Genomic DNA, 25018 nt, shown 5'->3' with positions numbered 1-25018 from the left:
CTATCGCGGCAGCAGGCCGTCCCGCGCGGCGGCCCAGACACTGGCGTCGCAGGCGGCAATGACAACGCCTTCCTTGTCGCGCGGCGTATAGGGCGAGCCGTCAGGCTTGCCGACATGGCCGCCGGCTTCCGCGACCAGCAAGCAGCCGGCTAGATGATCCCAGGGCATCAGCTTGGAATAGACGCTGAAATGCGAGCCGCCGGAGGCCAGCAGCCGGTATTCGTGGCCGGCGCAGCGATAGTTGCCGGTGATCTTCACCCCGGCCAGGCGCGGCAGCAGTGCGGCCTTCTCGTCGGGCGGAAAATAGCTGGTGCTGATGCAGCCGATGGTCTCGGCCAGCGGCAGGGCGGCCGCGGTCGACAGCCGCCGCGTCTCGCCCGAACGCGTGCGCTGGAACGCACCGGCGCCCTTCTCGGCGATCATGACGTCGTCGCCCACCGGATCGTAGATGATGCCGCCGACGGTCTCGCCGCGCAGCACCACCGCCGCCATCACCGCGAAGAGCGGCAGGCCGGCGGCGAAATTCGCCGTGCCGTCGACCGGGTCCACCACGATCGCCAGTTCGGCGTCGTCGAGGCGATCCAGCAGCGCCGGGTCGGCGGCGACCGATTCCTCGCCGAGGAACAGGGCGTCTGGCGCCAGCGACCGGCATTCGCGGGCGATCCAGCGCTCGGCCGCCTCGTCGGCCTCGGTGACGAGGTCCGTCGCCGAGGTCTTCTGCCGGATATCGGCCTCCGACAGATTGCGGAAGCGCGGCATGATCTCCGCGATCGCCGCCTCCCGCAGGATATGGGCCAGGCGGTCGATATCGATGGGTGCGGTCATGACGGAAGGCCTTCGGCTGAGGGTCAGGTCGTGGGGGAAGCGGGCGCCAGTCCGGCGAAGTCGAACAGCGACGGATCGAGGAGATGGCCGGGCCGCACATTGGCCAGGGCCCGCAGCATCACCTGCTTGCGGCCCGGGAAGCGGCGCTCGAGATCGGCGATCATCTGCTTGGTCACGTTGCGCTGCAGCCCGTCCTGGCTGCCGCAGAGATCGCAGGGAATGATCGGGAACGCCATCGCCGCCGAGAACCTGGCGATGTCCTCCTCCACCGACCGGATCAGCGGCCGCAACACCATCAGGTCGCCCTCGTCATTGATGAGCTTGGCCGGCATTGCCGACAGCCGCCCGCCATGGAAGAGGTTCATGAAGAAGGTCTCGAGGCAGTCGTCGGCATGGTGGCCGAGCACCAGCGCCTCGCAGCCCTCCTCGCGGGCGATGCGGTAGAGATTGCCCCGCCGCAGGCGCGAGCACAGCGCGCAATAGGTGGCGTTCGACGGCACCTTCTCGGTGACGACGGAATAGGTGTCGCGATATTCGATCCGGTGAGGAATGTCGTAGCGGGTCAGGAAATCCGGCAGCACGTGCTTGGGGAAGTTCGGCTGTCCCTGGTCGAGATTGCAGGCGAGAAGATCGACCGGCAACAGGCCGCGATATTTCAGGTCCGACAAAAGCGCCAGCAGGGCGTAGGAATCCTTGCCGCCGGACAGGCCGACCAGCCAGCGCGCGCCCGGCCGGGCCATGGCATGCGCCTCGATGGTCTCGCGCATCTCGCGCAAAAGCCGCTTGCGCAGCTTCTTGAAGGTCACCGACGACGGACAGTCGCGAAACAGCGGATGCGCCGAGCCGGCGCCATCCTCGGCAGCCGGCGCCGCCGCGTCGTCGTCCTGCGCGCTTGCCGCGCGCGCGGTCTCCAGATCGAGCATCCCCGCCTCCGTCGTCACGGGCTTCGTCTAGCCGCAGACCGCCCAAAACAAAAGGCCGCCCAGAGGACGGCCTTTCGCAGAACTCGCATGCACCGAGAAATCAGCGCGAATAGAACTCGACCACGAGGTTCGGTTCCATCTGCACAGGGTACGGCACGTCGTGCAGGCCCGGAACGCGCTGGTAGGTCGCGACCATCTTCTGGTGATCGACCTCGATGTATTCCGGCACGTCGCGCTCGGCGAGCTGCACGGCCTCGAGGATGATCGTCAGCTGCTTGGACTTCTGACGAACCTCGATCACATCGCCCGGCTTGCAGACGTAGGACTGGATGTTCGTGCGCACGCCGTTGACGTTGACATGGCCGTGATTGACGAACTGACGGGCCGCGAAGATCGTCGGCACGAATTTCGCACGATACACGACGGCGTCGAGGCGGCTCTCGAGCAGACCGATCAGGTTCTCCGAGGTGTCGCCCTTACGGCGCGCGGCCTCTTCGTAGATCTTGCGGAACTGCTTCTCGGAGACGTCGCCGTAATAGCCCTTGAGCTTCTGCTTGGCGCGCAGCTGCACGCCGAAGTCGGAAACCTTGCCCTTGCGGCGCTGGCCATGCTGACCCGGGCCGTACTGGCGCCGGTTCACCGGGGACTTCGGACGACCCCAGATGTTCTCGCCCATGCGGCGATCGATTTTGTACTTCGCTGATGCGCGCTTGCTCATCGCATTTCCTTCAACAAAACGAGGCCCCGCGGACAATCCGAGGACCTTCTGAGGAAACGCGCCCTCCTCTGCCCGCTGTTGCGGACTGACAGGACGACATTGGCACGAGGCGATGCCGTCCACGGGACACGTCAAAAACCGGCTGGAACGGGTCCAACCGGCTGGGCTGTTCCATACGGGGGCGGCCGGAAACTGTCAACCGGGCCGCCCGCCGGATCAGTATTTGGCGATCACCCAGATCGCATGGATGATGCCGGGGATGTAGCCGAACAGCGTCAGGATGATGTTGATCCAGAAGTGCTTGCCGAAGCCGACCTGCATGAACACGCCGACCGGCGGCAGGATGATCGCGAGAATGATGCGGATGATGTCCATGGGGTCTGGTCCTCTTGTACGGGTGTCGGTCTCTGCAACGCCGCTTGTCCCGGCTCGTTCCCCGCAGGCCGTCTTGAAGGGATAGCGCAGCTTGATCTTTGCGCCCGGCGATGCCACCCGTTGCAACCTGCCGATACGGAAGGGGGACGGGATGGGGCGACGGATGAGGGTGTTGCCGCTGGTGCTGGGCGCAGGGGTGCTGCTCAGTGCCTGCGCCACATTGTCGGAAGAGGAGTGCGTCACCAGCGACTGGCGCACTCTTGGCGAATCGGACGGGGCCAATGGCCGGCCGGTCAATTTCGTTGCGCAGCACCAGGCCGCCTGCAGCAAGCACGGGATCGAACCCGACCTGTCCGCCTGGCGCAGCGGCTGGGACGCCGGCATCGTCAGTTTCTGCACGCCGGAAAACGGCGCCCGGATCGGCGCGCGGGGCGGCAGCTACCAGAATTCCTGCCCGCTCGACCTGAAGGCCGGCTTCGAGGAACCCTACCGCGCCCACAAGCGCGTCTATGACGCCGACCGGCGGGTCAACGACCTGCAAGGGCGCATCGACCGCCTGCGTGACGAGATCGACACGCTGGACGACGAGAAAGCGGAGCGCGGCAAGCGGCGCGAGCTGCGGCGGCTGCGCGACGATCTGTGGGACGCCGAGGACGATCTGCGCCGGGCCCAAGAGGATCTGCTGCTGGCTCGCTTTGCCGAGCGGGCAGCCGGCTAGGCGGCGCCGTCCGCCACTTCGAGACCGAAGCCGCGCACCAGCCGGCGCATCTGGTAGCCGGGTGTGCCGCCGGTGAAATGCGCGCGGTCGAAACCTTCGGGGAGTTCGCCCGAGCCCGGCCTGCACAGCGAGCGCGCCCGCCGGGCGATCGCCTCGGCCGGGTCGAGCCAGTCCACCGGCCATGGCGCCAGCCTGCGAAAATGATTGGCGATCAGCGGATAATGGGTGCAGGCGAGAACGACGATGTCGGTCCGCTGGCCGCCGGCCTCGACGAAGCACGGGGCGATCTCCGCCGCCATCGCGTCGTCGAGCTCCTGGCCGCCGCTTGCCTCGCTGTCGAGGAGCGAGCGTTCGGCCAGCCGCGCCAGCTCCGGCGATCCCACCAGCCGCACCTCGCAATGGGTGGCAAAGGCCTCCACGAGATCGCGCGTATAGACGCGGCGGACCGTGCCGGGCGTCGCCAGGACGCTGACGAGGCCCGACCGGGTGCGCTCGGTGGCCGGCTTGATAGCCGGCACCGTGCCGACGAAGGGAATGGCGAAACGGGCGCGCAATTGCGGCAGCACCAGCGTCGAGGCGGTGTTGCAGGCGATGACCGCAAGGCTCGGTTCGTAGATGTCGATGAGCTCGGCGAAGAGGTCGAGAATGCGCGCGACCAGCGGCTCCTCCTCCCAGTCGCCATAGGGAAAGCCCGCATCGTCGGCCACATAGATGAAGCGCCGGTCGGGCATCGCCGTCCGCAATTCGCGCAGCACGGTCAGCCCGCCAATGCCCGAATCGAAGACGAGGATCGGCGCGTTCACAGGGCCGGCTTTCCGGTCCCGTCCGGCGCCGGGTCGGCCCCCTCCGGCGCATCGTCCCCGGCATGGCCGCCCTCGGCCTTGTCCGCCGGCGCGAGGCCCCCCTTGGCAATGACATAGTCGAAGGAGCGGATGACGCCGCGCATGGTGCGCACCTCCGGCTCGGAGAAGCCGGCCTTGGTCAGCATGGTGCGCAGCTTCTGGGCCAGCGCCTCGCGCTTGTGCTCGGGGTAGAAATAGCCGTTGCGGTCGAGCGAGGTCTCCAGATGCTCCAGCAGCCGGTGCAGGTCCTCCTTGCGCGCCGGCGGCACCTCGGGCGCCGAGAAGCGCGGCTTGGTGACATCCGCCGAGCCGGCCATGCGCCAGGCATAGCTCATCAGGAGCACGGCCTGGGCGATGTTCAGCGAGGCGAAATCCGGATCGACCGGGAACGTCACGATCTCGTCGGCAAGGCCCACTTCCTCGTTGGACAGGCCGAAGCGCTCGCGTCCGAACAGGATGCCCGCCGGCTGGCCGCCGCCAATCCGCGCCCGCAGATTGGCGGCCGCCGTCTCGGGCTCGCGCACCGGCTTGAAGCTGTCGCGGGCCCGCGCCGTCGTCGCATAGACGAAGGTGAGGTCGGCCACCGCCGCCTCGACGCTGTCATACAGCCGGGCCGCCTCGATCACGTGGTCGGCACGCGAGGCTGCCGCCACCGCCCGCTCGTTCGGCCAGCCGTCGCGCGGGCTCACGAGGCGCAGGTCGGACAGGCCGAAATTGGCCATCGCCCGCGCCACCATGCCGATATTCTCACCGAGCTGGGGCTCCACGAGCACGATGGCAGGCCCGGCCTCGGGCTTCTTGTTGGGCGACTGGTTCTCGGGCACGCTGGCGACATCCTCTGTTCGGCTCGCTGATACCGCGCCACGCCCGCCACGCCAAGCGGGGCGCAAGAGCATCCCCAGCCGCGCGGTTCCTCACGGCGTCGCGCCGTCCACCCCCTCCCAGGCGATGCGGCGCAGCGGATCGGGATCGGCCTCGACACGGTCGCGGCGGGCCGACAGGACTAGCGTCTCGCGGGTCTCGCTCCGGTAGGCCGGCCAGTCGTCGCCCGGGGGGCCGCCATTGACGAAGGCCATCCAGCGATCGCGCATCCGTATCGCCAGTTGCTGGCGCGCGGGATCCGGCAGCACGCCGAGATAGACGCTGCGGAACGGCTTCAGAAAATCCTCGAACAGCAGCGGCAGATCGACCGAATGGGTCGCCCCGAGCCGCGACAGCAGCCCCTTCGCCTCCCAGTCCAGCCGGTACATGTAGGTGAGCGCGCGCTGCGACTGGCTGTCGGCCATGTGGATCGCCGCCATGCGGAAGAGGAGATCCGTGCCGAAGGCGATGCGCCCGGCCCTACCCGCGGGATAGAGCGCGGCGATCCTCTCGGCCGCCGCCTCCCCCGCCGTCTCGGCCACCCACCGGGTCAGGGACGGCTTGTCGCTGTCGATCTTGAAGATCGGCAGCTCGCTGAAGAAGGAGAACTCGTCGCGATTGGTGCCGATCAGGAGCGGCACCGGCTTCATGGCGCGGTAGAGCGCGGGCAGCGGGCCGTCCGGCAGTTCACCGCAGTCGAAATGCGGCCGCGAGGGGATGCCGGGGAATTCCGCCGTGACCTTGCGCGCGGCGAGACCGAAGGCTCGCGGCGCCAGCCGGAACAGACGCTCGCGATCGGCCTCTGCACCGAGGACCGCCAGGGTGCGCTCGCCGATCTCCATCGCCTGGGCGCGCGGATAGAACAAATTGAGCCCGCCCGACTGCATGATCGCCCGCGAGAACAGCCCATGCGATCCCGGCGCCGCCATGTGGAAGGCGACGGAGGCCGCCCCGGCGGATTCGCCGGCGATCGTCACCCGTTCCGGGTCGCCGCCGAAGGCCGCGATGTTGTCGCGCACCCAGGCGAGCGCCAGCCGCTGGTCGAGCAGCCCGGCATTGGCGGCAAAGCGCGCGTCGCCGGGAAACAGTTCGGCAAAGCCGTTGAAGCCGAAGACGCCGAGCCGGTAGTTCAGCGTCACCACCACCGCGTCGCCGCGGCGGGCGAGATCGGCGCCCGGATATTGCGATCCCGAGCCGATGATGAAGCCGCCGCCATGGATGAAGACGAGGACCGGCCGCGACCCGCGCGTGTCCGGCGTCCAGACATGCAGGTTGAGGCAGTCCTCGCTGAAAGTCCGCTTCAGCCCGGCAAAAGTGGCGAAGGGTTCGGCCAGGGCACGGCGCTGGGGCGCTGCCGGCCCGTAGGCATCTGCGTCGAAGGTCCCCCGGAACGGCGCGGGGGCGCGAGGCGCGGCAAAGCGCAGGCGTCCGACCGGCGGCGCGGCATAGGGAATGCCCAGAAAGCACGTGATGCCGCCGATGCGGTTGCCCCGAACCCGGCCGCAGGGCGCCTCCGCCACCACCGATGCTGTCATGCGCGAACTCCTGTGCGGTTGGTGGCGGGCCGCACCGGCCCACCGGCGGCGAGCGGCGCGGCCCATGCTTTGCGTCCACCGATACGGGTGTTATAGGGCGCCGTGAGTTTCGGGCGTGGCACCGCGTCCTGCATCCATGCGGCCGCTCAGGGCCGCGTTTTCATTGCTTCAGGGGGAAGACAGAGATGGCGAAGATCAAGGTCGACAATCCGGTCGTGGAACTCGATGGCGACGAGATGACCCGGATCATCTGGCAGTTCATCAAGGACAAGCTGATCCATCCCTATCTCGACATCGACCTTGAATATTACGACCTCGGCATGGAGAACCGCGACGCCACCGACGACCAGGTGACGGTGGATGCGGCCAACGCCATCAAGAAGCACGGCGTCGGCGTCAAATGTGCGACGATCACCCCGGACGAGGACCGCGTCGCCGAATTCGGCCTGAAGAAGATGTGGCGTTCGCCCAACGGCACGATCCGCAACATCCTCGGCGGCGTCATCTTCCGCGAGCCGATCATCGCCAAGAACGTGCCGCGCCTGGTGCCCGGCTGGACCCAGCCGGTGATCGTCGGCCGCCATGCCTATGGCGACCAGTACCGCGCCACCGACTTCAAGTTCCCCGGCAAGGGCAAGCTGTCGATCAAGTTCGTCGGCGAAGACGGCGAGACCATCGAGCACGAGGTGTTCGACGCCCCGGCCGCCGGCATCGCCATGGCCATGTACAATCTCGACGAGTCGATCCGCGACTTCGCCCGCGCCTCGCTGAACTATGGCCTGCAGCGCGGCTACCCGGTCTATCTGTCGACCAAGAACACCATCCTCAAGGTCTATGACGGCCGCTTCAAGGACATCTTCCAGGAGGTGTACGAGGCCGAGTTCGAGGACAAGTTCAAGGCCGCCAAGATCACCTACGAGCACCGCCTGATCGACGACATGGTGGCCTCCAACCTGAAATGGTCGGGCGGCTATGTCTGGGCCTGCAAGAACTACGACGGCGACGTGCAGTCCGACACCGTGGCCCAGGGCTTCGGCTCGCTCGGCCTGATGACCTCGGTGCTGATGACGCCGGACGGCAAGACCGTGGAAGCGGAAGCCGCCCACGGCACCGTCACCCGCCACTACCGCCAGCATGAGCGCGGCGAGCAGACCTCGACCAACTCGATCGCCTCGATCTTCGCCTGGACCCGCGGCCTCGCCCACCGCGCCAAGCTCGACGACAACGCCGCCCTCGCCGAGTTCGCCTCGACGCTGGAGAAGGTCTGCGTGTCGACCGTGGAGAGCGGCCACATGACCAAGGACCTGGCGCTGCTGATCGGTCCGGACCAGCCGTGGCTGTCGACCACCGGCTTCCTCGACAAGGTCGACGAGAACCTGCAGAAGGCCATGGCCTGATCGCCAGCCCGACAGCTGAATGACGAAACGCCCGGCCTCACCGCCGGGCGTTTTCGTATGGGGAGACGGGAGGCGACGCCGCTCGCAGGGTCAGTCGGGGCGCGCTGGCACGAACGCGGAGCCGCTCACGGTCCCCAGACAGACGCAGACCGGCACGGGCAAACTGGCACGAACGCAAAAGGGGCGCCCGCGGCGCCCCTTGATCCTCGATAGCCATGTGCGGTCGGCCTCAGCCCGCCGCGGCCTCGATCGCCGCTTCGACGGCAGCGATGGCCGCGTCGGCCTTGTCGGCATCGGGACCGCCGGCCTGCGCCATGTCGGGCCGGCCACCGCCGCCCTTGCCGCCGATCGCGACGCTCGCCTCGCGCACCAGCGCCACCGCGTCGAAACGGTCGGTCAGGTCCGCCGTCACGCCGACGACGACGCTGGCCTTGCCGGCATCGACGCTGACAAAGGCGACGACGCCCGAGCCCAGCTGCGTCTTGGCCTCGTCCACCAGGCCCTTCAGATCCTTGCCGGCAACGCCGTTGAGCACACGGCCCACGAAACCGACCCCGGCCACGACCTTCGACGCCGAACCACCCTCGCCGCTCGCCCCGTCGCCGGCCAGCGCCAGCCGCTTGCGGGCTTCCGCCAGTTCGCGCTCGAGCCGGCGCCGCTCTTCGACCACCGCTTCCAGGCGCGCCGGCGCATCGGCCGGCGAGACCTTGAGGATCGACGCCATCTGCCGGACGCGGGCATCCTGCGCGAGGAGATGATCCCGCGCCGCCTGGCCGGTCAGCGCCTCGACCCGGCGCACGCCGGCCCCGACCGCGCTCTCGCCCAGGATATGGACGAGGCCGATGTCGCCGGTGGCATTCACATGGGTGCCGCCGCACAGTTCGATGGAGAAGGTCTTGCCGGCCTTCTCGCCTTCCTCGCCCGTGCCCATGGACACGACCCGCACCTCGTCGCCGTATTTCTCGCCGAACAGCGCCATGGCGCCCGATGCAATGGCGTCATCCACCGCCATCAGCCGAGTCTCCACCGGGGCGTTCTGCAGGACGATGCCGTTGGCCAGCCGCTCGACCTCGGCGAGCTCGGCGGCCTCGATGGGCTTGGGATGCGAGAAGTCGAAGCGCAGCCGCTCCGGCGCGACCATCGAGCCCTTCTGCGCGACGTGACTGCCGAGGATCTCGCGCAGGCCCTCATGCAGCAGATGCGTCGCCGAATGGTTGGCGCGGATCTTGGTGCGCCGGCCATGATCGACGATCAGGTCCAGCGGCATGCCCGGCTTCACCGTGCCCGACTTCACCTTGCCGCGATGGACGAACAGCCCGTCGGCGAATTTCTGCGTGTCGGCGATGACGATCTCCACGCCGTCGCCGCGCATGATGCCGGTGTCGCCGAGCTGGCCGCCCGATTCGCCGTAGAACGGCGTCTGGTTCAGGATGATGGCCACCTCGTCCCCGGCACCCGCTGCCGGCACCTCGGCGCCGTTGCGCACCACTGCCATGACCGAGCCCTCGGCCCGCTCGGTGTCGTAGCCGAGGAACTCCGTCGCGCCGACGCGCTCGCGGATCGGGAACCAGATCGTCTCGGACGCGGCTTCACCGGAGCCGGTCCAGCTCTTGCGCGCCTCGGCCTTCTGCCGCTCCATGGCGGTATTGAAGGCGTCGAGATCGACCTCGATGCCGCGCTGGCGCAGCGCGTCCTGGGTCAGATCCAGCGGGAAGCCGTAGGTGTCGTAGAGCTTGAAGGCGGTCTCGCCGGACAGCTTGGCGCCGGCATCCATGCCTTCGGTCGCGTCGGTCAGCAGCGACAGGCCGCGGTCGAGCGTCTGCAGGAAGCGCCGCTCCTCCAGCTTCAGCGTCTCGGAGATCAGCGCCTCGGCCCGCACCAGCTCGGGATAGGCGCGGCCCATCTCGGCGACCAGCGTCGGCAGCATCTTGTAGAGCACCGGCTCGCGTGCCCCGAGCATCTTGGCGTGGCGCATGGCCCGCCGCATGATCCGGCGCAGGACATAGCCGCGGCCCTCGTTCGAGGGCAGGACGCCGTCGGCGATCAGGAAGGCGGTCGAGCGCAGGTGGTCTGCGATGACCCGGTGGCTGGCGACGCTGTCACCCTCGGCGCGCGAGCCGATGGTCGCCTCGACGCTGGCGATCAGCGCCTTGAACAGGTCGATGTCGTAATTGTCGTGGACGCCCTGCAGGATCGCCGCGATGCGCTCCAGCCCCATCCCGGTGTCGATCGACGGGCGCGGCAGCTCGACGCGATTGTCGGCGCTGAGCTGCTCGAACTGCATGAAGACGAGATTCCAGATCTCGATGAAGCGGTCGCCATCCTCGTCCGGGCTGCCCGGAGGGCCACCGGGGATGCCCTCGCCATGGTCGAAGAAGATCTCCGAGCACGGGCCGCACGGGCCGGTCTCGCCCATCGCCCAGAAATTGTCGGAGGTCGAGATGCGGATGATGCGGTCGTCGGACAGGCCGGCGATCTTGCGCCACAACGCCGCCGCTTCCTCGTCCTCGGAATAGACCGTGACCAGCAGCCGGTCGGCCGGCAGCGCGAATTCCTTGGTGATCAGGTTCCATGCGAGCTCGATCGCCCGGTCCTTGAAATAGTCGCCGAAGGAGAAATTACCCAGCATCTCGAAGAAGGTGTGGTGCCGCGCGGTGTAGCCGACATTGTCGAGATCGTTGTGCTTGCCGCCGGCGCGCACGCATTTCTGCGAGGTCGCGGCGCGCTGATAGGGCCGCGTCTCGACGCCGGTGAAGACGTTCTTGAACTGCACCATGCCCGCATTGGTGAACATCAATGTCGGGTCGTTGCGCGGCACGAGCGGCGACGAGGCCACCCGCTCGTGATCGTTCTTCGCGAAATAGTCGAGGAACGCGGACCGGATTTCGTTGACGCCACTCATGAATGCGACCTTCGGAATACCTGCGGGGAAGAGCCCGTCGCCGCGGCGCGCACGCCGTCAGCCTCGGGCAAAGGCGCGTTGTACAGAGGCCCGCTCCGCCTGTCCATCAGACCCCCCAACGCGAAACGGCCCACCCGGATGGGCAGGCCGTCGCTCATGTCGTGCTGCCGTCGCCGATCAGGCGTCGGAATCGTCGCCCGGGCCGGTATCGTCCAGAAGCTGCTCGGCGAGAAGCCCGGCATTCTGGCGGATCAGTGTCTCGATCTCGTCGGCGACGGCCGGATTGTCGCGTAGGAACGACTTGGCGTTCTCGCGTCCCTGCCCCAGCCGCTGGCTGTTGTAGGAGAACCATGCGCCCGACTTCTCGACGATGCCGGACTTCACGCCCAGATCGACCAGTTCGCCGGTCTTGGAGACGCCCTCGCCATACATGATGTCGAACTCGACCTGCTTGAACGGCGGCGCCAGCTTGTTCTTGACCACCTTGACCTTGGTCTGGTTGCCGGTGACCTCGTCGCGGTCCTTGATCGCGCCGATGCGGCGGATGTCGAGACGGACCGAGGCGTAGAACTTCAGCGCGTTGCCGCCCGTCGTTGTCTCGGGCGAACCGAACATGACGCCGATCTTCATGCGGATCTGGTTGATGAAGATGACCATGCACTTGGAGCGCGAGATCGAACCGGTGAGCTTGCGCAGCGCCTGGCTCATCAGCCGGGCCTGCATGCCGGGCAGCGAATCGCCCATCTCGCCCTCGATCTCGGCGCGCGGCGTCAGCGCGGCGACCGAATCGACCACCAGCACGTCGATCGCGCCCGAGCGCACCAGCGTGTCGGTGATCTCCAGCGCCTGCTCGCCGGTGTCCGGCTGCGAGATCAGGAGGTTCTCCAGATCGACGCCCAGCTTGCGGGCATAGACCGGGTCGAGCGCGTGCTCGGCATCCACGAAGGCGCAGACGCCGCCCTTCTTCTGGGCTTCGGCAATGGTGTGCAGTGCCAGCGTCGTCTTGCCCGAGCTTTCCGGGCCGTAGACCTCGACGACACGTCCCTTGGGCAGACCGCCAATGCCGAGCGCGATGTCGAGACCCAGCGAACCGGTGGAAACAGTCTCGATCTCGACGATCTTTTCGTTCTCGCCGAGCCGCATGATAGAGCCCTTGCCGAAGGCTCTCTCGATCTGCGACAGGGCGGCGTCGAGCGCCTTGTTCTTGTCCAACGAATTATCCTCGACAAGCCTGAGTGAATTCTGTGCCATGAGAGACGAGACCTTATTCCACGCGTTGGACGGGGGTGCAATGACGAGCCGCACCATCACCATGTACTCTTTTTGTTCCCGTTCCGCAAGCCTGCGATCCCCGTTTGTTCCGTTTTCGCGCGCTGCCGCGAATCGCTTCCCGGCGATAAATTTCTGAAGTTTTGATGAAGAGCCCGCCCATGACCGCCCCCCTGATCTATGTCGCCGGTGCGGCCCATATCGACCGGCGCGCGATCTCGGACGCGCCCTTCATCCCGCACGCCTCCAATCCCGGACGGCTGGTGGATTGTCCCGGCGGCGCGGCGTTCAACGCGGTTCAGGCCATGGTCCAGGCCGGTGCGACGATCAGCCTGCACAGCGCCCGCGGCGGCGATCCGGACGGGCGCCGCGTCACCGACGCGATCCGCGCCCTCGGCGTCACCGACCTGTCGGTCACCTGGCTCGACCGCATGACCCCCACCTACACCGCCGTTCTCGACGACAAGGGCGAACTCGTCGCCGGCGTCGCCGACATGGCGCTCTACGACCTCCTGGTGCCGCGGTTGTTCACCAAGAGCGCCGTGCGCGCGGCGATCGGCAAGGCCGACGGCGTCCTCGTCGACGCCAATCTGCCGTCCGGCGCGATCGCGACGATCACCCGGGAGGCGGCGGGCAAGCCGGTCGGCGCGATCGGCGTCTCGCCGGCCAAGATCGGCCGCCTGCAGGATTCGCTCGCCAATATCTCGGCGCTGTTCCTCTCCTATGCCGAGGCCGCCAGCCTGGTCGAGGCGACCACCGGCACCAGCCCGCAGCTGATCGCCGAGTTGCTGGGCGAGCTCGGCGTCCACCGCGCCGTGGTGACCGATGGCCCGCGCGAGGTGATGATCATCGACGGCGAGACCGTTTTGCTGCAGCAGCCGCCCACGGTCGTTCCGAAAGATATCACCGGCGCCGGCGACAATCTGGCCGGCACCGCCTTTGCGGCTTTGTGCGCCGGCACGCCCTGGCTCGACGCCGTGCGCGCCGGCATCGTCGCCGCCTCGTTGCGGATTTCGTCCGATCCGTTATCCCCGGACGCATTGTCGCGGAGGATCGCCGAGGGCGTCGCCGCGCTGCATGACCCCCGCGCACCGGAGCCTGCGTCTTGACCACCGCCCTGCCCTATACGGCCTCTGCCAATGTCGCCGCCGCGCTTGCTTCGAACGCGCCGATCGTCGCGCTGGAATCGACCATCATTACCCATGGCATGCCCTATCCGCGCAATCTCGCCATGGCCGAGCGGGTCGAGGCGATCGTCCGCGAGGAAGGGGCCGTCCCGGCGACCATCGCCGTCCTCGACGGACGCCTGCGGATCGGGCTCGAGCCCGCCGAGCTCACGGCACTGGCGACTGCGAGGGACGTTCTGAAGGTGTCGCGCGCCGACCTCGCCTATGCCCTGGCCACCGGCCGCACGGGCGCGACCACGGTGGCCGCGACGATGATCGCCAGTGCGCTCGCCGGCATCGGCGTCTTCGCCACGGGCGGCATCGGCGGCGTCCATCGCGGCGCCGAGACCAGCTTCGACATCTCCGCCGATCTCGAAGAGCTGGCGCGCACGCCGGTCATCGTCGTCTGCGCCGGCGCCAAGGCGATTCTCGATCTGCAAAAGACGCTGGAAGTGCTGGAAACCAAAGGCGTTCCGGTGGTCGGCTACGGCACCGACGATCTGCCGGCCTTCTGGTCGCGCAGCTCCGGCCTGCCGGTGCCGCTGCGCCTCGACAGCGCCGCCGAAATCGCCGGCTTCCAGGCTGCCCGCGACAGTCTCGGCATCGATGGTGGCATGCTGGTGACCAACCCGCTCGACGCAGCCGCGGCGATCGATCGCGACGAGGTCGACGGCTGGATCGCCCAGGCGCTCGCCGATGCCGAGGCGGAAGGGATCACCGGCAAGGCCGTCACGCCTTTCCTCCTCGCCCGCATCTTCACCCTCAGCGGCGGTCGCTCGCTGGAGGCCAATATCGCGCTGGTCGAGGCGAATGCCCGGCTTGCGGCCCGCATCGCGGTCGCCCGGCAGGGCTGAGCCGCCGGGACGGCCGGAAGCCTATTCGTCGAGCATGTTCTTGACCGCCACGGCCAGCTCGCGCAGCGAGAAGGGCTTGGCGAGGAAGCCGAACTTCTCGCCCTCGGGCAGGTTCTTGGCGAAGGCGTCCTCGGCATAGCCGGAGACGAAGATGAACTTCAGCTCCGGCCGCGTCTTGCGCATTTCGCGCAAGAGCGTCGGGCCGTCCATCTCGGGCATGACCACGTCGGAGACGACGAGCTCGATCTGGCCGTCGAGTTCTTCCATCACCTCCAGCGCCTCGATGCCGGACGCCGCCTCGTGGACGTCGTAGCCGCGCATCTTCAGCGCGCGCACATTGCCGGCCCGCACATGGTCCTCGTCCTCGACGAGCAGGATCGAGGCGGTGCCCGACAGGTCGACCTTGGCGTTCACCGGCGCGGCCACCGCATCGCTCTTGGCCGCCGTCACCTGCGCCGGGATATGGCGCGGCAGGAAGATGCGGAAGGTCGTGCCCTCGCCGGGCTTGGTGTCGACGAAGATGAAGCCACCCGACTGCTTGACGATGCCGTAGACCATGGAGAGGCCGAGGCCGGTGCCCTTGCCGATGTCCTTGGTGGTGAAGAAGGGCTCGAAGATGCGCTCGGCGACCTCGACCGGCATGCCCGTGCCGGTATCGGAGATCTCGGCGAGCACATAATCGCCCTCGGTCATTTCCGCGTAGCCGAAGGCCGCGGCCTCCGCCGCCTCGACGTTGCGGGTCGAGATGGTGATGGTGCCGCCGTCCGGCATCGCGTCGCGGGCGTTCTGCACCAGGTTGGTGATCACCTGCTCGAACTGGCCGATATCGGCCATGACCGGCCACAGGTCGCGCGCATGATGGCGCTCCAGCTTGGCATGGTCGCCGCTGACCCGCTTCAGGAGGAGATGCATGTCGGCGACCACGTCGGTCAGGTTCAGCATCTTCGGCCGCATGGTCTGGCGGCGCGAATAGGCCAGCAGCTGGCGCACCAGCGAGGCGGCGCGATTGGCGCTCTGCTTGATCAGCAGCAGGTCCTGGAACGAGGGATCGCCGGTGCGGTGGTTGAGCAGCAGGAAGTCGACCGAAGCGGTGATGATCGTCAGGACGTTGTTGAAGTCGTGGGCAATGCCGCCGGCCAGATTGCCAATGGCCTGCATCTTCTGGCTCTTGGCGAACTGCTCCTCAAGGGCCCGCTGCTCGGTGATGTCGACGCCGTAGAGAATGACCACTTCTTCGGTGTCCGACCCCGAATTCGGGATCGGGCTGACATAGAAGCGCACGGCGCGGGTCCGCTCGCCCTCGATTTCGGCGTCGATCGGCGGGACGCCCGCCTGCCCTTCCATGGCCGAGCCGAGCGCCTGCTGGAAGCCGTCGCGGCCGGCCGCCAGAATACTGGATTCGATCGCCGCGGTGCCGTTCGCCGCCTCGTTGCCGAAGATCTGCCGGAACACTGCATTCGAGCGCACCGCGCGACCCTGCCGGTCGAGGACGGCGATCGCCATGGGCGAGGAATTGAAGAAGCGGGTGAACCGGGCCTCGGCGACCTCGACGGGGCTGGCGGCATGGTTGTCGCCGCTGCGGTTGAGGACCAGCGTGCGCACCGTGCCCGGCGCGGCCACGTCGTCGGCGACCGGCTTGCGCAGGAGGCGCACCGGCAGGCTGCGTCCCGACTTGGTGATCAGGTCGAGGTCGATGGCGGTGGTGTCCAGCGCATCGGCGCCGTCCTGCGGCAGGGTCAGGAGCGGATGCGACGCCTCGGGCACGAATTCCAGGATCGAGCGGCTGAACGGCCGGAACTCGACCAGATCGACGCCGAGCCAGTCGGCCAGCGTGGCGTTGAGATAGGCGATCTTCAGATTGCCGTCGGTGGCGAAGAAGCCGGCCGGCGCGCGGTCGAGATAGTCGATGGCGTGCTGCAGATCCTGGAACGAACTCTCCTGGTGCTTGCGCTCGGAGGTGATGTCGAGGATCTGCCAGGCGTGCAGCGTGCCGTTCGAGGTGTTCAGCGGGCGCACCGAGGCGCGGTACCAGTGCGGCGTCGGGTCGGTGCTGTCATACAGGCTGCGCGGCAGGCGGAACTCGCGCTGTCCGGTGCGGTTTTCCCGCGCCAGATTGGCGAGGTGGTAGATCGCCTCGGACGCTTCGGTCTCGCGCGCCAGGAGCCGCTCCAGCGTCTTCACGCCGGCGGCACTGGTGGCGCCGGTGATCTCGCCATAGGCCTTGTTGGCGTAGATGATCCGGCCCTTGCGATCGAGGATCAGCATGCCGGTGCGGGCGGTGTCGAGAAAATCCTTGGCGATGGACGCTTCGGCGATCCGGCCGGTGAACTGCACGAAGCCCAGCGCGGTCGCGAAGATCGCCGCAAGACCGGCCATGGCGAGGCCGCCGAAGATGATCAGCAGCGCGATGCCGCCATAGGCGTTGCCAAGAAGCGCCAGCAGCGCCGCCAGCACCATCAGCGAGCCGCCCAGCATCAGAAGGCGCCTGACGCCCGAGGCTGCCGTGGCCCTGTCGATCAGCGGCCGGTCTGCAGACCCCGTCGTCGCCCCTCCATCCATCGTGATTCGCTCCTTGTCCGCGCCGCCATGACTATGAATCAAAAGCAGATTCGACGCGAGAGTGCCCCAGGGTGCTTTTATTCGGCCTGTGGCCGCGGAAAATCCCGGCGACGCCTTCGCGTGCGCCGTCCAACGCTTTATGAACGTCCAAGCTGGCGTTGCCCTTGCCCATGGGGTTCATCCCGCGGAAGGTTGCCCCAAATGTGAAATCGGGCGTGCTCCTCCGCCCAGAGTAGAAGGAAGCCCGCCCCATGCCGCAGTGGATCGTCGATCTCGTCGGGGAAGGCCTCGCGCCGATCGTCTGGGTGGCCATCGTCGCCGTCATCGTCTGTGGTCTGGCGATGGCGATGATCGTTCTCGCCAAGAAGGCCTTCGGCGGACGGATCGGCACCCAGTTCAAGGGCCGCGCGCCGCGTCTGGCGGTGATGGACGTCACCCGCATCGACGAGAAACGCAAGCTGGTGCTGGTGCGCCGCGACGAGATCGAGCACCTGATCCTCATCGGCGGCCAGAACGATGTGCTGCTGGAGGGCAACATCCTGCGGGTGCCGGCCGCCGCGCGTCCGCATGGCGACTGGAACACCTCGCGCTCCGACGAGATCGAGGAGGAGCGCTTCGCCAGGAACCATCGCCACGAGCCGGAGCTGCCCGCTGTCGCCGAACGGGCCCGGGCGCCCGAGCCGCGGATCGACGCGCAGGCCCCGCGCGAGACGAAGCCGACGCCGCCCGAACGCGCTGAAGCCCCCTCCCCGGAGGTAACCGACCGTCGCTCGCCTCCGCCGGTCGCAACGCCGTCGCCGCTGGCCGCCGCAAGTCTGGCCACTGCGGCAACGGGTGCCGCCGCAAATGGTGCCGCCGCGTCCGTTGCGGTCGACAGCCCGTCGCCGGATACCAGGCGTCCCGCGGCCGCCGCCATGCCGGAACCGGCGGCGCCGCCGGCGCCGCCCAGGGCACCCGTTGCGGCGCGCCCGGTGACCCAGCCGCGCTCCATGGCGACGCCGACGGCCACGCGTGCGCCCGACATCGGCCCTGCGACCGCGCAGCAGGACACGGCCGCCGGCCCGGCCCCCGCCAGCCGCGTCGAGCCGCGCTTTGCCGCGGCCAGAAGCCAGCCGGAGCCATCGGCGCCCGATTCCGAGACCGCCCGCACGCAATTGCGCGCCCAGATGAACCGCTCGCAGTCGCCGGAATTCTCGCGGGTTCAGGACGCGACCGCGCCGGCGATCGCCGTCGAGCCGGCCGATTCCCCGGTGGCGGCGCGCCAGCCCCTGTCGGTCCGCAGCTTCGCGAGCGCCATCCAGCAGCGCAAGGCGCCGCCTGAAATGCCGCCGCCGGCCACACCAGCCACGCCGGCGCCGACGGCTCGGCCGGCTCCGGCGGCCCCGGCTTCGGCGGCTCCGGCTTCGGCAAGTGGCCGCGGCGCTGCGACAGCCGCCACCGCGTCCACTGCCTCTGCCGCCTCCGCGGCCCCATCGGTCGCGTCGCCGGCCCCCGAGCCGCAAGCGCCGAAGCCGGAGGTGGCGCCGGCCGCAAAACCGGAGGCGCCTGCCGCCTCCGCATCTGCGCCCGCCAAAGCCCCCGCCATCGAGGCCGAACGCGCCGACCCGAGTCTCGAGGATTTCCTGTCGGCCGAACTCGATACCGATTTCGGTGATGACGACGGCGACGAGGATGTCGCTCCGCCGCGTGGCAATGCCCCGGCTCCCGCGGTCGATGTACCCGTGACGGACCGGCCGGAGCGCACGCCCGAATCCCGCGACGTGCCGAAGGTCGACGCCACCTCGCGTTCCCCCGGCGCGTCGACCTGGCCGCAGGCGCCGACCCCGGTCGTCGCCAAGGCCGAGGATGCGAAGCCGTCACCGGCCCCCGCCCCGTCGATCGACGCCCCCAGCCGCGAGCCGGCGGCCTCCCCACGCCCGATGCCGGAACCGGCGCGGGTGGAACCGGAGACGCGCGCCGACCGCGAGACCCCGGACGATTCGGCGCCGGATGCGCCCGCGACGGGCGATCAGGCCCCCGAGCGTCGCCTGACGCTGGAAGAGGAGATGGAGCGCCTGCTGGGCGACTTCAGCTTCGACGCCAAGGGCGAACGCAAACCCAATTGATGCAGGAATGCCCTCTTGGCGCTGATCACGCGCAGGCGGGCATTCCGCCACCCTGAGGGGTGGACGGCCGGTACGCTGAAACTGTCGGGATTGGAACGCCGAACCGGAACGGTGCGGCCTGGAACGGGGAAGCTGGTCGTTCGAAGGGCGGCCCCCGTCAGGGGACGACCGGTCGGCTATTCGTCGCGATAGACCTTCTCGCGGCGCTCGTGCCGCTCCTGCGCTTCCAGCGACATGGTGGCGATCGGCCGGGCATCGAGCCGTTTCAGGCTGATCGGCTCGCCGGTCTCCTCGCAATAGCCGTAGGTGCCGTCCTCGATGCGCTCCAGCGCCGAATCGATCTTGGCGATCAGCTTGCGCTGGCGATCGCGGGCCCGCAGCTCGATGGCGCGGTCGGTCTCGGAGGAGGCGCGGTCGGCGGCATCGGCCTGATTGCTGTTGTCGCTGGCCAGTCCCAGGAGGGTCTCGCGCGATTCCCGCAGGATCTCGGCTTTCCACGCCAACAGCTTCTTACGGAAGTAGTCCTTCTGACGGTCGTTCATGAACTGCCCGTCTTCGGACAAGGTCGCATCGATATTGAGTAACTGGCTCATCACGCACCTCCGTTTCCGTAATTCGGGCTTATAGCGACGCTTGTCTCCGGGAACAAGTTAACTCCGGCATCCTACATCCAGAATATGAAGACGTTTCTAAGAGACGGATTTCGCAAGGATTTCCGAGCGCTCTATCCCTCGTCTGGATGACGTGGCGATGACGTGGCGATGACGCGGCGGCGATGAATGCCGTCCTGCGTCGAACCGGCCGCCGGTTCCGCCCCGAACCGCGCCCCCGACCGACATGCCGACAGCGGCGGCGAGGCCGCCGATTGCCCGGACCGCATTTATCGGCATAGTCCCTCGCCATGTCCTCCGCCCCGACGTCCCGCCTCTACATTCTCCGCCATGCCCATGCGGGCTGGGCCCGCCCCGGCGAAAGCGACCATGATCGCAGGCTGGACGCCCGCGGCCGCGCCGAATGCGAGCGGCTGGTCGTCTTCCTGCGCCGCGAAGCGTTCGCCTTCGACACCATCCTCTGCTCGACGGCGGCGCGCACCCGCGAGACCCTCGACCTGATTCGACCGGCCCTGCCGTCCGGCCTTGCCGAAGCGGAGCTGTCCTCGCTCTACGGCGGCGAGATCTCGGCCTATTACGAGGCGGTGCGCGGACAGGCGGAGGCGGCCGCGCTTCTCGTCATCGGGCACAATCCAATGATCGAGGAATTCACCCTGTCGCTCGCCGGCAGCGGCGATCGCGCGGCACTCGCCACGGCGAGCCAGGGCTTCCCCACCGGGGGTCTGGCAATCGTCGAGTTCGAGCGTCCCCTGTCCCGGATCGCACCGGGCGCCGGCCGGTTGTGCCGCCTGTTCGATCCCGACGAGGCCGGCTGAGCGGCAGGCCGCGGGCCGGCGCGCCTTTCGAGGTGCCCCCGGCGGACCTATATCGGGGCCTGACGACCGACCCGGAGCCCAGAGAGGACCCCCGCCCCGCCCATGACCTCCCTTGCCGACGAAGCCCGGCTCGTCTTCGATACCTTCACCGACCGCACCACCGGCCTGTTCCACCCCACGCTGCGGCTGGGGGTCACCGGCCTGTCGCGCGCCGGCAAGACCGTCTTCATCACCGCGCTCGTCCACAATCTGCTGCATGGCGGGCGGCTGCCGCTGTTCGAGGCGCAGGCGGGCGGCCGCATCCTGCGCTCCTTCCTCGAGGAGCAGCCGGACGATGCCGTGCCGCGCTTCCAGTACGAGGAGCACATCCGCACCATCCTCGAGGACCGGCTCTGGCCGAACTCGACGCGGGCGATTTCCGAGCTGCGCCTGACCATCGAGTATGAATCGGGCTCCGGCTGGGGCCGGATGTTCTCCGGCGGCCGGCTGTCCATCGACATCGTCGACTATCCCGGCGAATGGCTGCTCGACCTGCCGCTCCTGGAAAAGGACTTCGCGACCTTCTCGGCCGAATCGCTGGAGCGCGCACGCCTGCCCTCGCGCCGCCATCTCGCCCAGGAATATCTCGACCTCGTCGACAGCGTCGATCTGGAAGCGCCGGCCGACGAGACGACGGCGGTCGCGCTCAGCCGTGCCTTCGCCGCCTATCTGCAATCCTGCCGCGCCGACAGCGCCGCCCTCTCGACGCTGCCGCCGGGGCGCTTCCTGATGCCCGGCGACCTCGAAGGTTCGCCGGCCCTCACCTTCGCGCCGCTGCCGGTCGAGCCCGGCCGGACCTATCCCAAGGGCTCGCTCGCAGCCCATCTCGCGCGCCGCTACGAGGCCTACAAGACTGTCGTGGTCAAACCTTTCTTCCGCGATCATTTCGCCCGCCTCGACCGGCAGATCCTGCTGGTCGACGTGATGCAGGCGATCAATGCCGGCCCTGAGGCCGTCCGCGATCTCGAAACCGCCCTCGCCGACATTCTCGGCTGCTTCCGCCCCGGTCGCTCGACCTGGCTCGGCTCCTTCCTGACGCGGCGGATCGACCGCATCCTGGTCGCCGCCACCAAGGCCGACCATCTCCACCGCGACAGCCACCGGCGGCTGGAGGGCATCGTGCGCCGGCTGCTCGACGACGCCATCGCCCGCGCGAAGTTCTCCGGCGCCCGCACCGACGTCCTCGCCCTTGCCGCCGTGCGCGCCACCCGCGAGGCCAGCGTCGAGGATGGCGGCGAGACCCTGCCCGTCATCGTCGGCACGCCGGCCGAGGCCGAGACCATCGGCGAGGAAACCTTCGACGGCCGCACCGAAACGGCGATCTTCCCCGGTGACCTGCCCGCCGACCCGGCGCGGCTGTTCGTCGACGGGGCTGAACCCGACCCGATCCGCTTCGTGCGGTTCAAGCCGCCGCGGCTGGAGCGCGATGCGGCGGGGCTGACCCTGTCGCTGCCGCATATCCGCCTCGACCGCGCCCTGCAGTTCCTCATGGGAGACCGGCTGTCATGACGAGCGACGACACGCAGGACGGTCGCCGTCCGCGCCGCCGGCCCGGCGCCTTCCGCCTTGACGAGGCCGGGATGCAGCCCGAGCGGGCGCCGGAGGCAGAAGCCGCGACGGCGAGCCGCACGCCGCGGGCCATCGAGAATATCGCGAAGATCCGGCTCGACCCCGAGGACGCCATCGAGCGCGAGGCGGTCGCGGTTCTCGACGACGAGCCGGCGGCCCGGCGCAAGCGGCGCTTCTCCTTCGGCAAGCTGTTCCTCGCCGCGCTGGGCCTGCTGGTCTCGCTCGGCATCGGCCTCGCCGTCGATGCCCTCGTCCGCGATCTCTTCGCCCGCTGGGAGTGGCTGGGCTGGGGCGCCGTGGCGCTCGCCGCACTTCTCGTCGTCGGCGCGCTGGGCGTCGCCCTGCGGGAAGTGATCGGCCTGATGCGGCTGGCCGCCGTCGACCGCGAACGCCAGGCCGGCCGCGCCGCCTATGAAGCCAACTCGACCGAGGATGCCCGCAACGTGGTGCGCGGCCTCTCCACCCTTCTCTCCGGCCGCCCCGAGACCGCCAAGGGCCGTGCGAAGATGGCGGAGCTGAAGGACGAGGTGATCGACGGGGCCGATCTGGTGGCCCTGGCCGAGCGCGAGTTGCTCGGGCCGCTCGACATGAAGGCCCGCGCGCTCGTCCTCGCCTCCTCCAAGCGCGTCTCCGTTGTCACCGCCGTCAGCCCCAAGGCGCTGGTCGACGTCGCCTATGTCCTGTTCGAGACGGTCAAGCTGATCCGCCGCATGTCGGAGCTCTATGGCGCCCGGCCCGGCACCCTCGGCCTGATCCGCCTGACCCGCGACGTGGTCGGCCATCTCGCCGTCACCGGCACGATCGGCATCGGCGACGGGCTCGCCCAGCAATTGCTCGGCCATGGCGTCGCCGCCAAACTCTCCGCCCGGCTCGGCGAGGGCGTTGTCAACGGCCTGCTCACCGCCCGCGTCGGCCTTGCCGCCATGGACCTCTGCCGGCCCTTGCCGTTCCTCCGGCTGCGCCGCCCGTCGATCTCCGATGTGCTTGGCGACCTGACCGTCATCGGTGCGGCCCGAACGCCACAGGCGGGGTCGACCGAGCCGCGCACGCCCGGTTGAGCGATCCGTCGCAAGGCTGTGTTAACCCTTACGGATCATAAAGGGGGCTAGGAAACAGCCACTTGCGCCGTCAGGAAGGTCCGCTCATGTCCCGCATGCTGAACGCCGGTCTCGCTCTCGCCATCGCGGCCGGTTCGGCCATCGCGACGCCTGCTCTCGCCGATCCCGACAAGGCGTTCTTCCGCCAGGTCGTCGGCCAGTGGTCCGGCCCGGGCGAGATCGTCGCCGGCAAGTACAAGGGCACCAAGTTCGTCTGCGACTTCGCCGGCTCCGAGCATCCCAAGGCCACCGGCGTCGCCCTCGACGGTTCCTGCCGCGTCGGCCTGTTCTCGCAGCCCATGCACGCCGAAGTCCTGCGCTCCGGCACCAGCTATCGCGGCGCCTTCCAGGACGGCGCCAAGGGCAAGGGCCTCGACATCGTCTCCGGCAATGTCGATCGCGACCGCATCATCGTCGGCCTCGACCGCAAGCAGCTGAAGGGCGCCATGGTCGCCCGCCTCGCCGACGCAGAGACGCTGGCAATCACCGTCTCGGTCACCGTCGCCTCCGAACTCGTCCCGGTCATCGGCATGAACCTGAAGCGCACCGGCGCCACCCGCCAGAGCGCGCTGACAGACTAAAAGCGGCAATGGTCGTCGGACCGAAAGCCGCGGCAACCGGGGCGGCCATCGTCAACTCGGTCCGATACGAGCCCCTGCTCGATACAGACGCCGACCGACGACCTGTTCGGGGCCGTCCTTTGCGCGATCCGACATAGGCAGCCTCACCGGCGGTCCAGTTGGCGTTGGCCGATCCTAACTCATCATATTCGAATTTCGTTGAAACGGACTGCTACGAGGTGACACCCGCGAGCGCCCGCTTACGCTTGGAAAGAGGTCTCGCACAGGACCATGGGGCTCTATTGGAAGATTCTCCGCCTCCTCTTCAGAAAGTTCAATTCGCGGCGGCGTAGGGCGCCTAAGAGAACCGGTGCTGGCCCCAGCGACAGGTTGAGGAAGCTCCAACCGGGCACTGTGCTCAAGGGCAGGTGTTGGGTAATCGATGGCGACACCATCATCATCGACAAGATCCACATTCGGCTAGCCGGCATCGACGCGCCTGAACTCGACCATCCCTGGGGCGAACGTTCCAAATGGGCACTGTTTCGATTGTGTAAGGGCCAGGTCGTAACGGCTCGGCTGACGCCCGAATTCTCCTACGACCGAGTCGTGGCGGAATGTTTCCTTCCTGATGGTCGCGATCTTGCAGCCGAACTTGTCCGCTGCGGCCTCGCTCTCGACTGGCCAAAGTACTCCGGCGGCAAGTACCGGCATCTCGAGCCGGCTGACGCACGACGCAAGCTGTGGCGCGCCGCCGCCCGGCAAAGAGGCGAACCGCACCTGCCGGAGCACGTTGGATAGCAGTCAGACCGTGGGAGGCCGATATCCACGCGACGCGGAATGGGGGACCGATCGATCTCTGATGCTCGCGCCTGCAACGCTCAGTTCACGCACCCAATTCTCCTCCCAGGCCTTCTTTCGGACGCGTGATCGAGACCAGGTTCGGGTCACATCACTTCTCCGCAAAGCCGACAGGTCGAGGTGATCAACGGTTTCGCAGCCATGCCAGGGCGCCGGGCGCCATTCCCTTGAATTTCGGCGCGTCCTCCAGCGGCGCGACGAGGAGCCAGGCGTCGTCGACGAGCTGCCATTTCAGCCGGTGGTAGAGCTTGGAGCGCGTCAGCGCGCTGTCGATGAGATAGATGCCGTCGCCCAGCCTGAAGCCGTCTCCGTGGAGATCGATGTCGATGCCCTGCCACCGCTCGTCGCAGAGAAAGAGGTAGAGCTGGGTCATGCCGGTCCGTCTCGCCTTCGCCTGACATCCACTCGGACCTGCCC

General features: G+C 68.3%; 22 protein-coding genes. 10 read left to right on the top strand and 12 right to left on the bottom strand.

What is annotated here, in order from left to right:
• From J3367_RS03955 to J3367_RS03940, 4 genes are all read right to left on the bottom strand, one after another.
• Positions 1-825, bottom strand: a complete 825-nt coding sequence (locus tag J3367_RS03955) for an inositol monophosphatase family protein (RefSeq protein WP_024348601.1) — start codon at positions 823-825, stop codon at positions 1-3.
• A 23-nt stretch (positions 826-848) separates the two neighbouring features.
• Complete coding sequence (gene ttcA / locus J3367_RS03950) at positions 849-1748, bottom strand: tRNA 2-thiocytidine(32) synthetase TtcA (protein WP_024348602.1); 900 nt, start codon at positions 1746-1748, stop codon at positions 849-851.
• A 100-nt stretch (positions 1749-1848) separates the two neighbouring features.
• Positions 1849-2466, bottom strand: a complete 618-nt coding sequence (gene rpsD, locus J3367_RS03945; protein WP_024348603.1) for a 30S ribosomal protein S4 — start codon at positions 2464-2466, stop codon at positions 1849-1851.
• 216 nt (positions 2467-2682) lie between these two features.
• On the bottom strand, positions 2683-2841 hold the full coding sequence (locus tag J3367_RS03940) for a YqaE/Pmp3 family membrane protein (protein WP_035694391.1): 159 nt from the start codon (positions 2839-2841) through the stop codon (positions 2683-2685).
• Positions 2842-3004: 163 nt separating this feature from the next.
• On the opposite strand from J3367_RS03940, the gene J3367_RS03935 reads away from it, so the two are divergent.
• On the top strand, positions 3005-3559 hold the full coding sequence (locus tag J3367_RS03935) for a DUF2799 domain-containing protein (RefSeq protein WP_029702478.1): 555 nt from the start codon (positions 3005-3007) through the stop codon (positions 3557-3559).
• Here the strand turns inward: J3367_RS03935 and murI are convergent.
• From murI to J3367_RS03920, 3 genes are all read right to left on the bottom strand, one after another.
• A complete protein-coding gene (gene murI / locus J3367_RS03930) occupies positions 3556-4362 on the bottom strand; it encodes a glutamate racemase (RefSeq protein WP_024348605.1) in 807 nt (268 codons plus the stop codon). The two genes, J3367_RS03935 and murI, sit on opposite strands and share 4 nt — an antisense overlap.
• Positions 4359-5225 (bottom strand): RNA methyltransferase, encoded by an 867-nt coding sequence (locus tag J3367_RS03925; RefSeq protein ID WP_024348606.1) that lies wholly within the window; start codon positions 5223-5225, stop codon positions 4359-4361. Before J3367_RS03925 ends, murI begins: the two co-directional genes overlap by 4 nt.
• Before the next feature lie 90 nt (positions 5226-5315).
• Positions 5316-6797: a carboxylesterase/lipase family protein gene (locus tag J3367_RS03920; RefSeq protein WP_024348607.1), complete on the bottom strand. Its 1482-nt coding sequence runs from the start codon at positions 6795-6797 to the stop codon at positions 5316-5318.
• A gap of 185 nt (positions 6798-6982) precedes the next feature.
• On the opposite strand from J3367_RS03920, the gene J3367_RS03915 reads away from it, so the two are divergent.
• Positions 6983-8194 (top strand): NADP-dependent isocitrate dehydrogenase, encoded by a 1212-nt coding sequence (locus tag J3367_RS03915; RefSeq protein WP_024348608.1) that lies wholly within the window; start codon positions 6983-6985, stop codon positions 8192-8194.
• Positions 8195-8423: 229 nt separating this feature from the next.
• Here the strand turns inward: J3367_RS03915 and alaS are convergent, their stop codons facing one another.
• Positions 8424-11096 carry an alanine--tRNA ligase gene (gene alaS, locus J3367_RS03910; RefSeq protein WP_024348609.1) on the bottom strand — a complete coding sequence of 891 codons (2673 nt, stop codon included), beginning with the start codon at positions 11094-11096 and terminating at the stop codon, positions 8424-8426.
• A gap of 177 nt (positions 11097-11273) precedes the next feature.
• On the bottom strand, positions 11274-12347 hold the full coding sequence (gene recA, locus J3367_RS03905) for a recombinase RecA (protein WP_009209020.1): 1074 nt from the start codon (positions 12345-12347) through the stop codon (positions 11274-11276).
• A gap of 179 nt (positions 12348-12526) precedes the next feature.
• On the opposite strand from recA, the gene J3367_RS03900 reads away from it, so the two are divergent.
• Positions 12527-13474 carry a PfkB family carbohydrate kinase gene (locus tag J3367_RS03900; protein ID WP_024348610.1) on the top strand — a complete coding sequence of 316 codons (948 nt, stop codon included), beginning with the start codon at positions 12527-12529 and terminating at the stop codon, positions 13472-13474.
• Positions 13471-14385 (top strand): pseudouridine-5'-phosphate glycosidase, encoded by a 915-nt coding sequence (locus tag J3367_RS03895; RefSeq protein ID WP_024348611.1) that lies wholly within the window; start codon positions 13471-13473, stop codon positions 14383-14385. The genes J3367_RS03900 and J3367_RS03895 overlap by 4 nt, the downstream gene beginning before the upstream one ends.
• 21 nt (positions 14386-14406) lie before the next feature.
• On the opposite strand, the gene cckA is transcribed toward J3367_RS03895, so the two are convergent.
• Positions 14407-16944: a cell cycle histidine kinase CckA gene (gene cckA, locus J3367_RS03890; RefSeq protein WP_024348612.1), complete on the bottom strand. Its 2538-nt coding sequence runs from the start codon at positions 16942-16944 to the stop codon at positions 14407-14409.
• A gap of 251 nt (positions 16945-17195) precedes the next feature.
• Here cckA and J3367_RS03885 point away from each other — a divergent pair, with 251 nt between their 5' ends.
• On the top strand, positions 17196-19049 hold the full coding sequence (locus J3367_RS03885) for a flagellar biosynthetic protein FliO (protein WP_024348613.1): 1854 nt from the start codon (positions 17196-17198) through the stop codon (positions 19047-19049).
• 176 nt (positions 19050-19225) lie between these two features.
• Here the strand turns inward: J3367_RS03885 and dksA are convergent, their stop codons facing one another.
• Positions 19226-19642, bottom strand: coding sequence for an RNA polymerase-binding protein DksA (gene dksA, locus J3367_RS03880; RefSeq protein WP_024348614.1), 417 nt, complete (start codon positions 19640-19642; stop codon positions 19226-19228).
• A 308-nt stretch (positions 19643-19950) separates the two neighbouring features.
• Between dksA and J3367_RS03875 the strand changes: the two genes are divergently transcribed.
• The 5 genes from J3367_RS03875 (at position 19951) to J3367_RS03855 (ending at position 24541) form a co-directional block, all read left to right on the top strand.
• Positions 19951-20475: a SixA phosphatase family protein gene (locus J3367_RS03875; protein WP_024348615.1), complete on the top strand. Its 525-nt coding sequence runs from the start codon at positions 19951-19953 to the stop codon at positions 20473-20475.
• Between the two features lie 102 nt (positions 20476-20577).
• A complete protein-coding gene (locus tag J3367_RS03870) occupies positions 20578-22023 on the top strand; it encodes a YcjX family protein (protein WP_024348616.1) in 1446 nt (481 codons plus the stop codon).
• Positions 22020-23141, top strand: a complete 1122-nt coding sequence (locus tag J3367_RS03865; RefSeq protein ID WP_024348617.1) for a YcjF family protein — start codon at positions 22020-22022, stop codon at positions 23139-23141. Before J3367_RS03870 ends, J3367_RS03865 begins: the two co-directional genes overlap by 4 nt.
• An 86-nt stretch (positions 23142-23227) precedes the next feature.
• Positions 23228-23761 (top strand): hypothetical protein, encoded by a 534-nt coding sequence (locus J3367_RS03860; protein WP_024348618.1) that lies wholly within the window; start codon positions 23228-23230, stop codon positions 23759-23761.
• Between the two features lie 270 nt (positions 23762-24031).
• Positions 24032-24541: a thermonuclease family protein gene (locus tag J3367_RS03855; RefSeq protein ID WP_421460216.1), complete on the top strand. Its 510-nt coding sequence runs from the start codon at positions 24032-24034 to the stop codon at positions 24539-24541.
• 184 nt (positions 24542-24725) lie between these two features.
• Here the strand turns inward: J3367_RS03855 and J3367_RS03850 are convergent, their stop codons facing one another.
• Positions 24726-24974 (bottom strand): hypothetical protein, encoded by a 249-nt coding sequence (locus J3367_RS03850; RefSeq protein ID WP_024348620.1) that lies wholly within the window; start codon positions 24972-24974, stop codon positions 24726-24728.
• Positions 24975-25018 lie beyond the last annotated feature (44 nt).

This window comes from Aurantimonas sp. NFXS3 (assembly GCF_049132005.1).
GTDB classification, from domain to species: domain Bacteria; phylum Pseudomonadota; class Alphaproteobacteria; order Rhizobiales; family Rhizobiaceae; genus Aurantimonas; species Aurantimonas coralicida.
The sequence above is the reverse complement of the archived record's forward strand: the minus strand, read 5'-3'. Positions and strand labels throughout refer to the sequence as shown.

Bases quoted from the DNA above. Each gene is read 5' to 3' on its own strand.
- J3367_RS03940 (WP_035694391.1), bottom strand. From the start codon at position 2,841: ATGGACATCATCCGCATCATTCTCGCGATCATCCTGCCGCCGGTCGGC.
- J3367_RS03875 (WP_024348615.1), top strand. From the start codon at position 19,951: ATGTCCTCCGCCCCGACGTCCCGCCTCTACATTCTCCGCCATGCCCAT.
- J3367_RS03920 (WP_024348607.1), bottom strand. From the start codon at position 6,797: ATGACAGCATCGGTGGTGGCGGAGGCGCCCTGCGGCCGGGTTCGGGGC.
- J3367_RS03955 (WP_024348601.1), bottom strand. From the start codon at position 825: ATGACCGCACCCATCGATATCGACCGCCTGGCCCATATCCTGCGGGAG.
- cckA (WP_024348612.1), bottom strand. From the start codon at position 16,944: ATGGATGGAGGGGCGACGACGGGGTCTGCAGACCGGCCGCTGATCGAC.
- ttcA (WP_024348602.1), bottom strand. From the start codon at position 1,748: ATGCTCGATCTGGAGACCGCGCGCGCGGCAAGCGCGCAGGACGACGAC.
- J3367_RS03865 (WP_024348617.1), top strand. From the start codon at position 22,020: ATGACGAGCGACGACACGCAGGACGGTCGCCGTCCGCGCCGCCGGCCC.
- J3367_RS03915 (WP_024348608.1), top strand. From the start codon at position 6,983: ATGGCGAAGATCAAGGTCGACAATCCGGTCGTGGAACTCGATGGCGAC.
- J3367_RS03935 (WP_029702478.1), top strand. From the start codon at position 3,005: ATGAGGGTGTTGCCGCTGGTGCTGGGCGCAGGGGTGCTGCTCAGTGCC.
- J3367_RS03855 (WP_421460216.1), top strand. From the start codon at position 24,032: ATGGGGCTCTATTGGAAGATTCTCCGCCTCCTCTTCAGAAAGTTCAAT.
- alaS (WP_024348609.1), bottom strand. From the start codon at position 11,096: ATGAGTGGCGTCAACGAAATCCGGTCCGCGTTCCTCGACTATTTCGCG.
- J3367_RS03870 (WP_024348616.1), top strand. From the start codon at position 20,578: ATGACCTCCCTTGCCGACGAAGCCCGGCTCGTCTTCGATACCTTCACC.
- J3367_RS03900 (WP_024348610.1), top strand. From the start codon at position 12,527: ATGACCGCCCCCCTGATCTATGTCGCCGGTGCGGCCCATATCGACCGG.
- dksA (WP_024348614.1), bottom strand. From the start codon at position 19,642: ATGAGCCAGTTACTCAATATCGATGCGACCTTGTCCGAAGACGGGCAG.
- recA (WP_009209020.1), bottom strand. From the start codon at position 12,347: ATGGCACAGAATTCACTCAGGCTTGTCGAGGATAATTCGTTGGACAAG.
- J3367_RS03885 (WP_024348613.1), top strand. From the start codon at position 17,196: ATGCCGCAGTGGATCGTCGATCTCGTCGGGGAAGGCCTCGCGCCGATC.
- J3367_RS03860 (WP_024348618.1), top strand. From the start codon at position 23,228: ATGTCCCGCATGCTGAACGCCGGTCTCGCTCTCGCCATCGCGGCCGGT.
- J3367_RS03850 (WP_024348620.1), bottom strand. From the start codon at position 24,974: ATGACCCAGCTCTACCTCTTTCTCTGCGACGAGCGGTGGCAGGGCATC.
- rpsD (WP_024348603.1), bottom strand. From the start codon at position 2,466: ATGAGCAAGCGCGCATCAGCGAAGTACAAAATCGATCGCCGCATGGGC.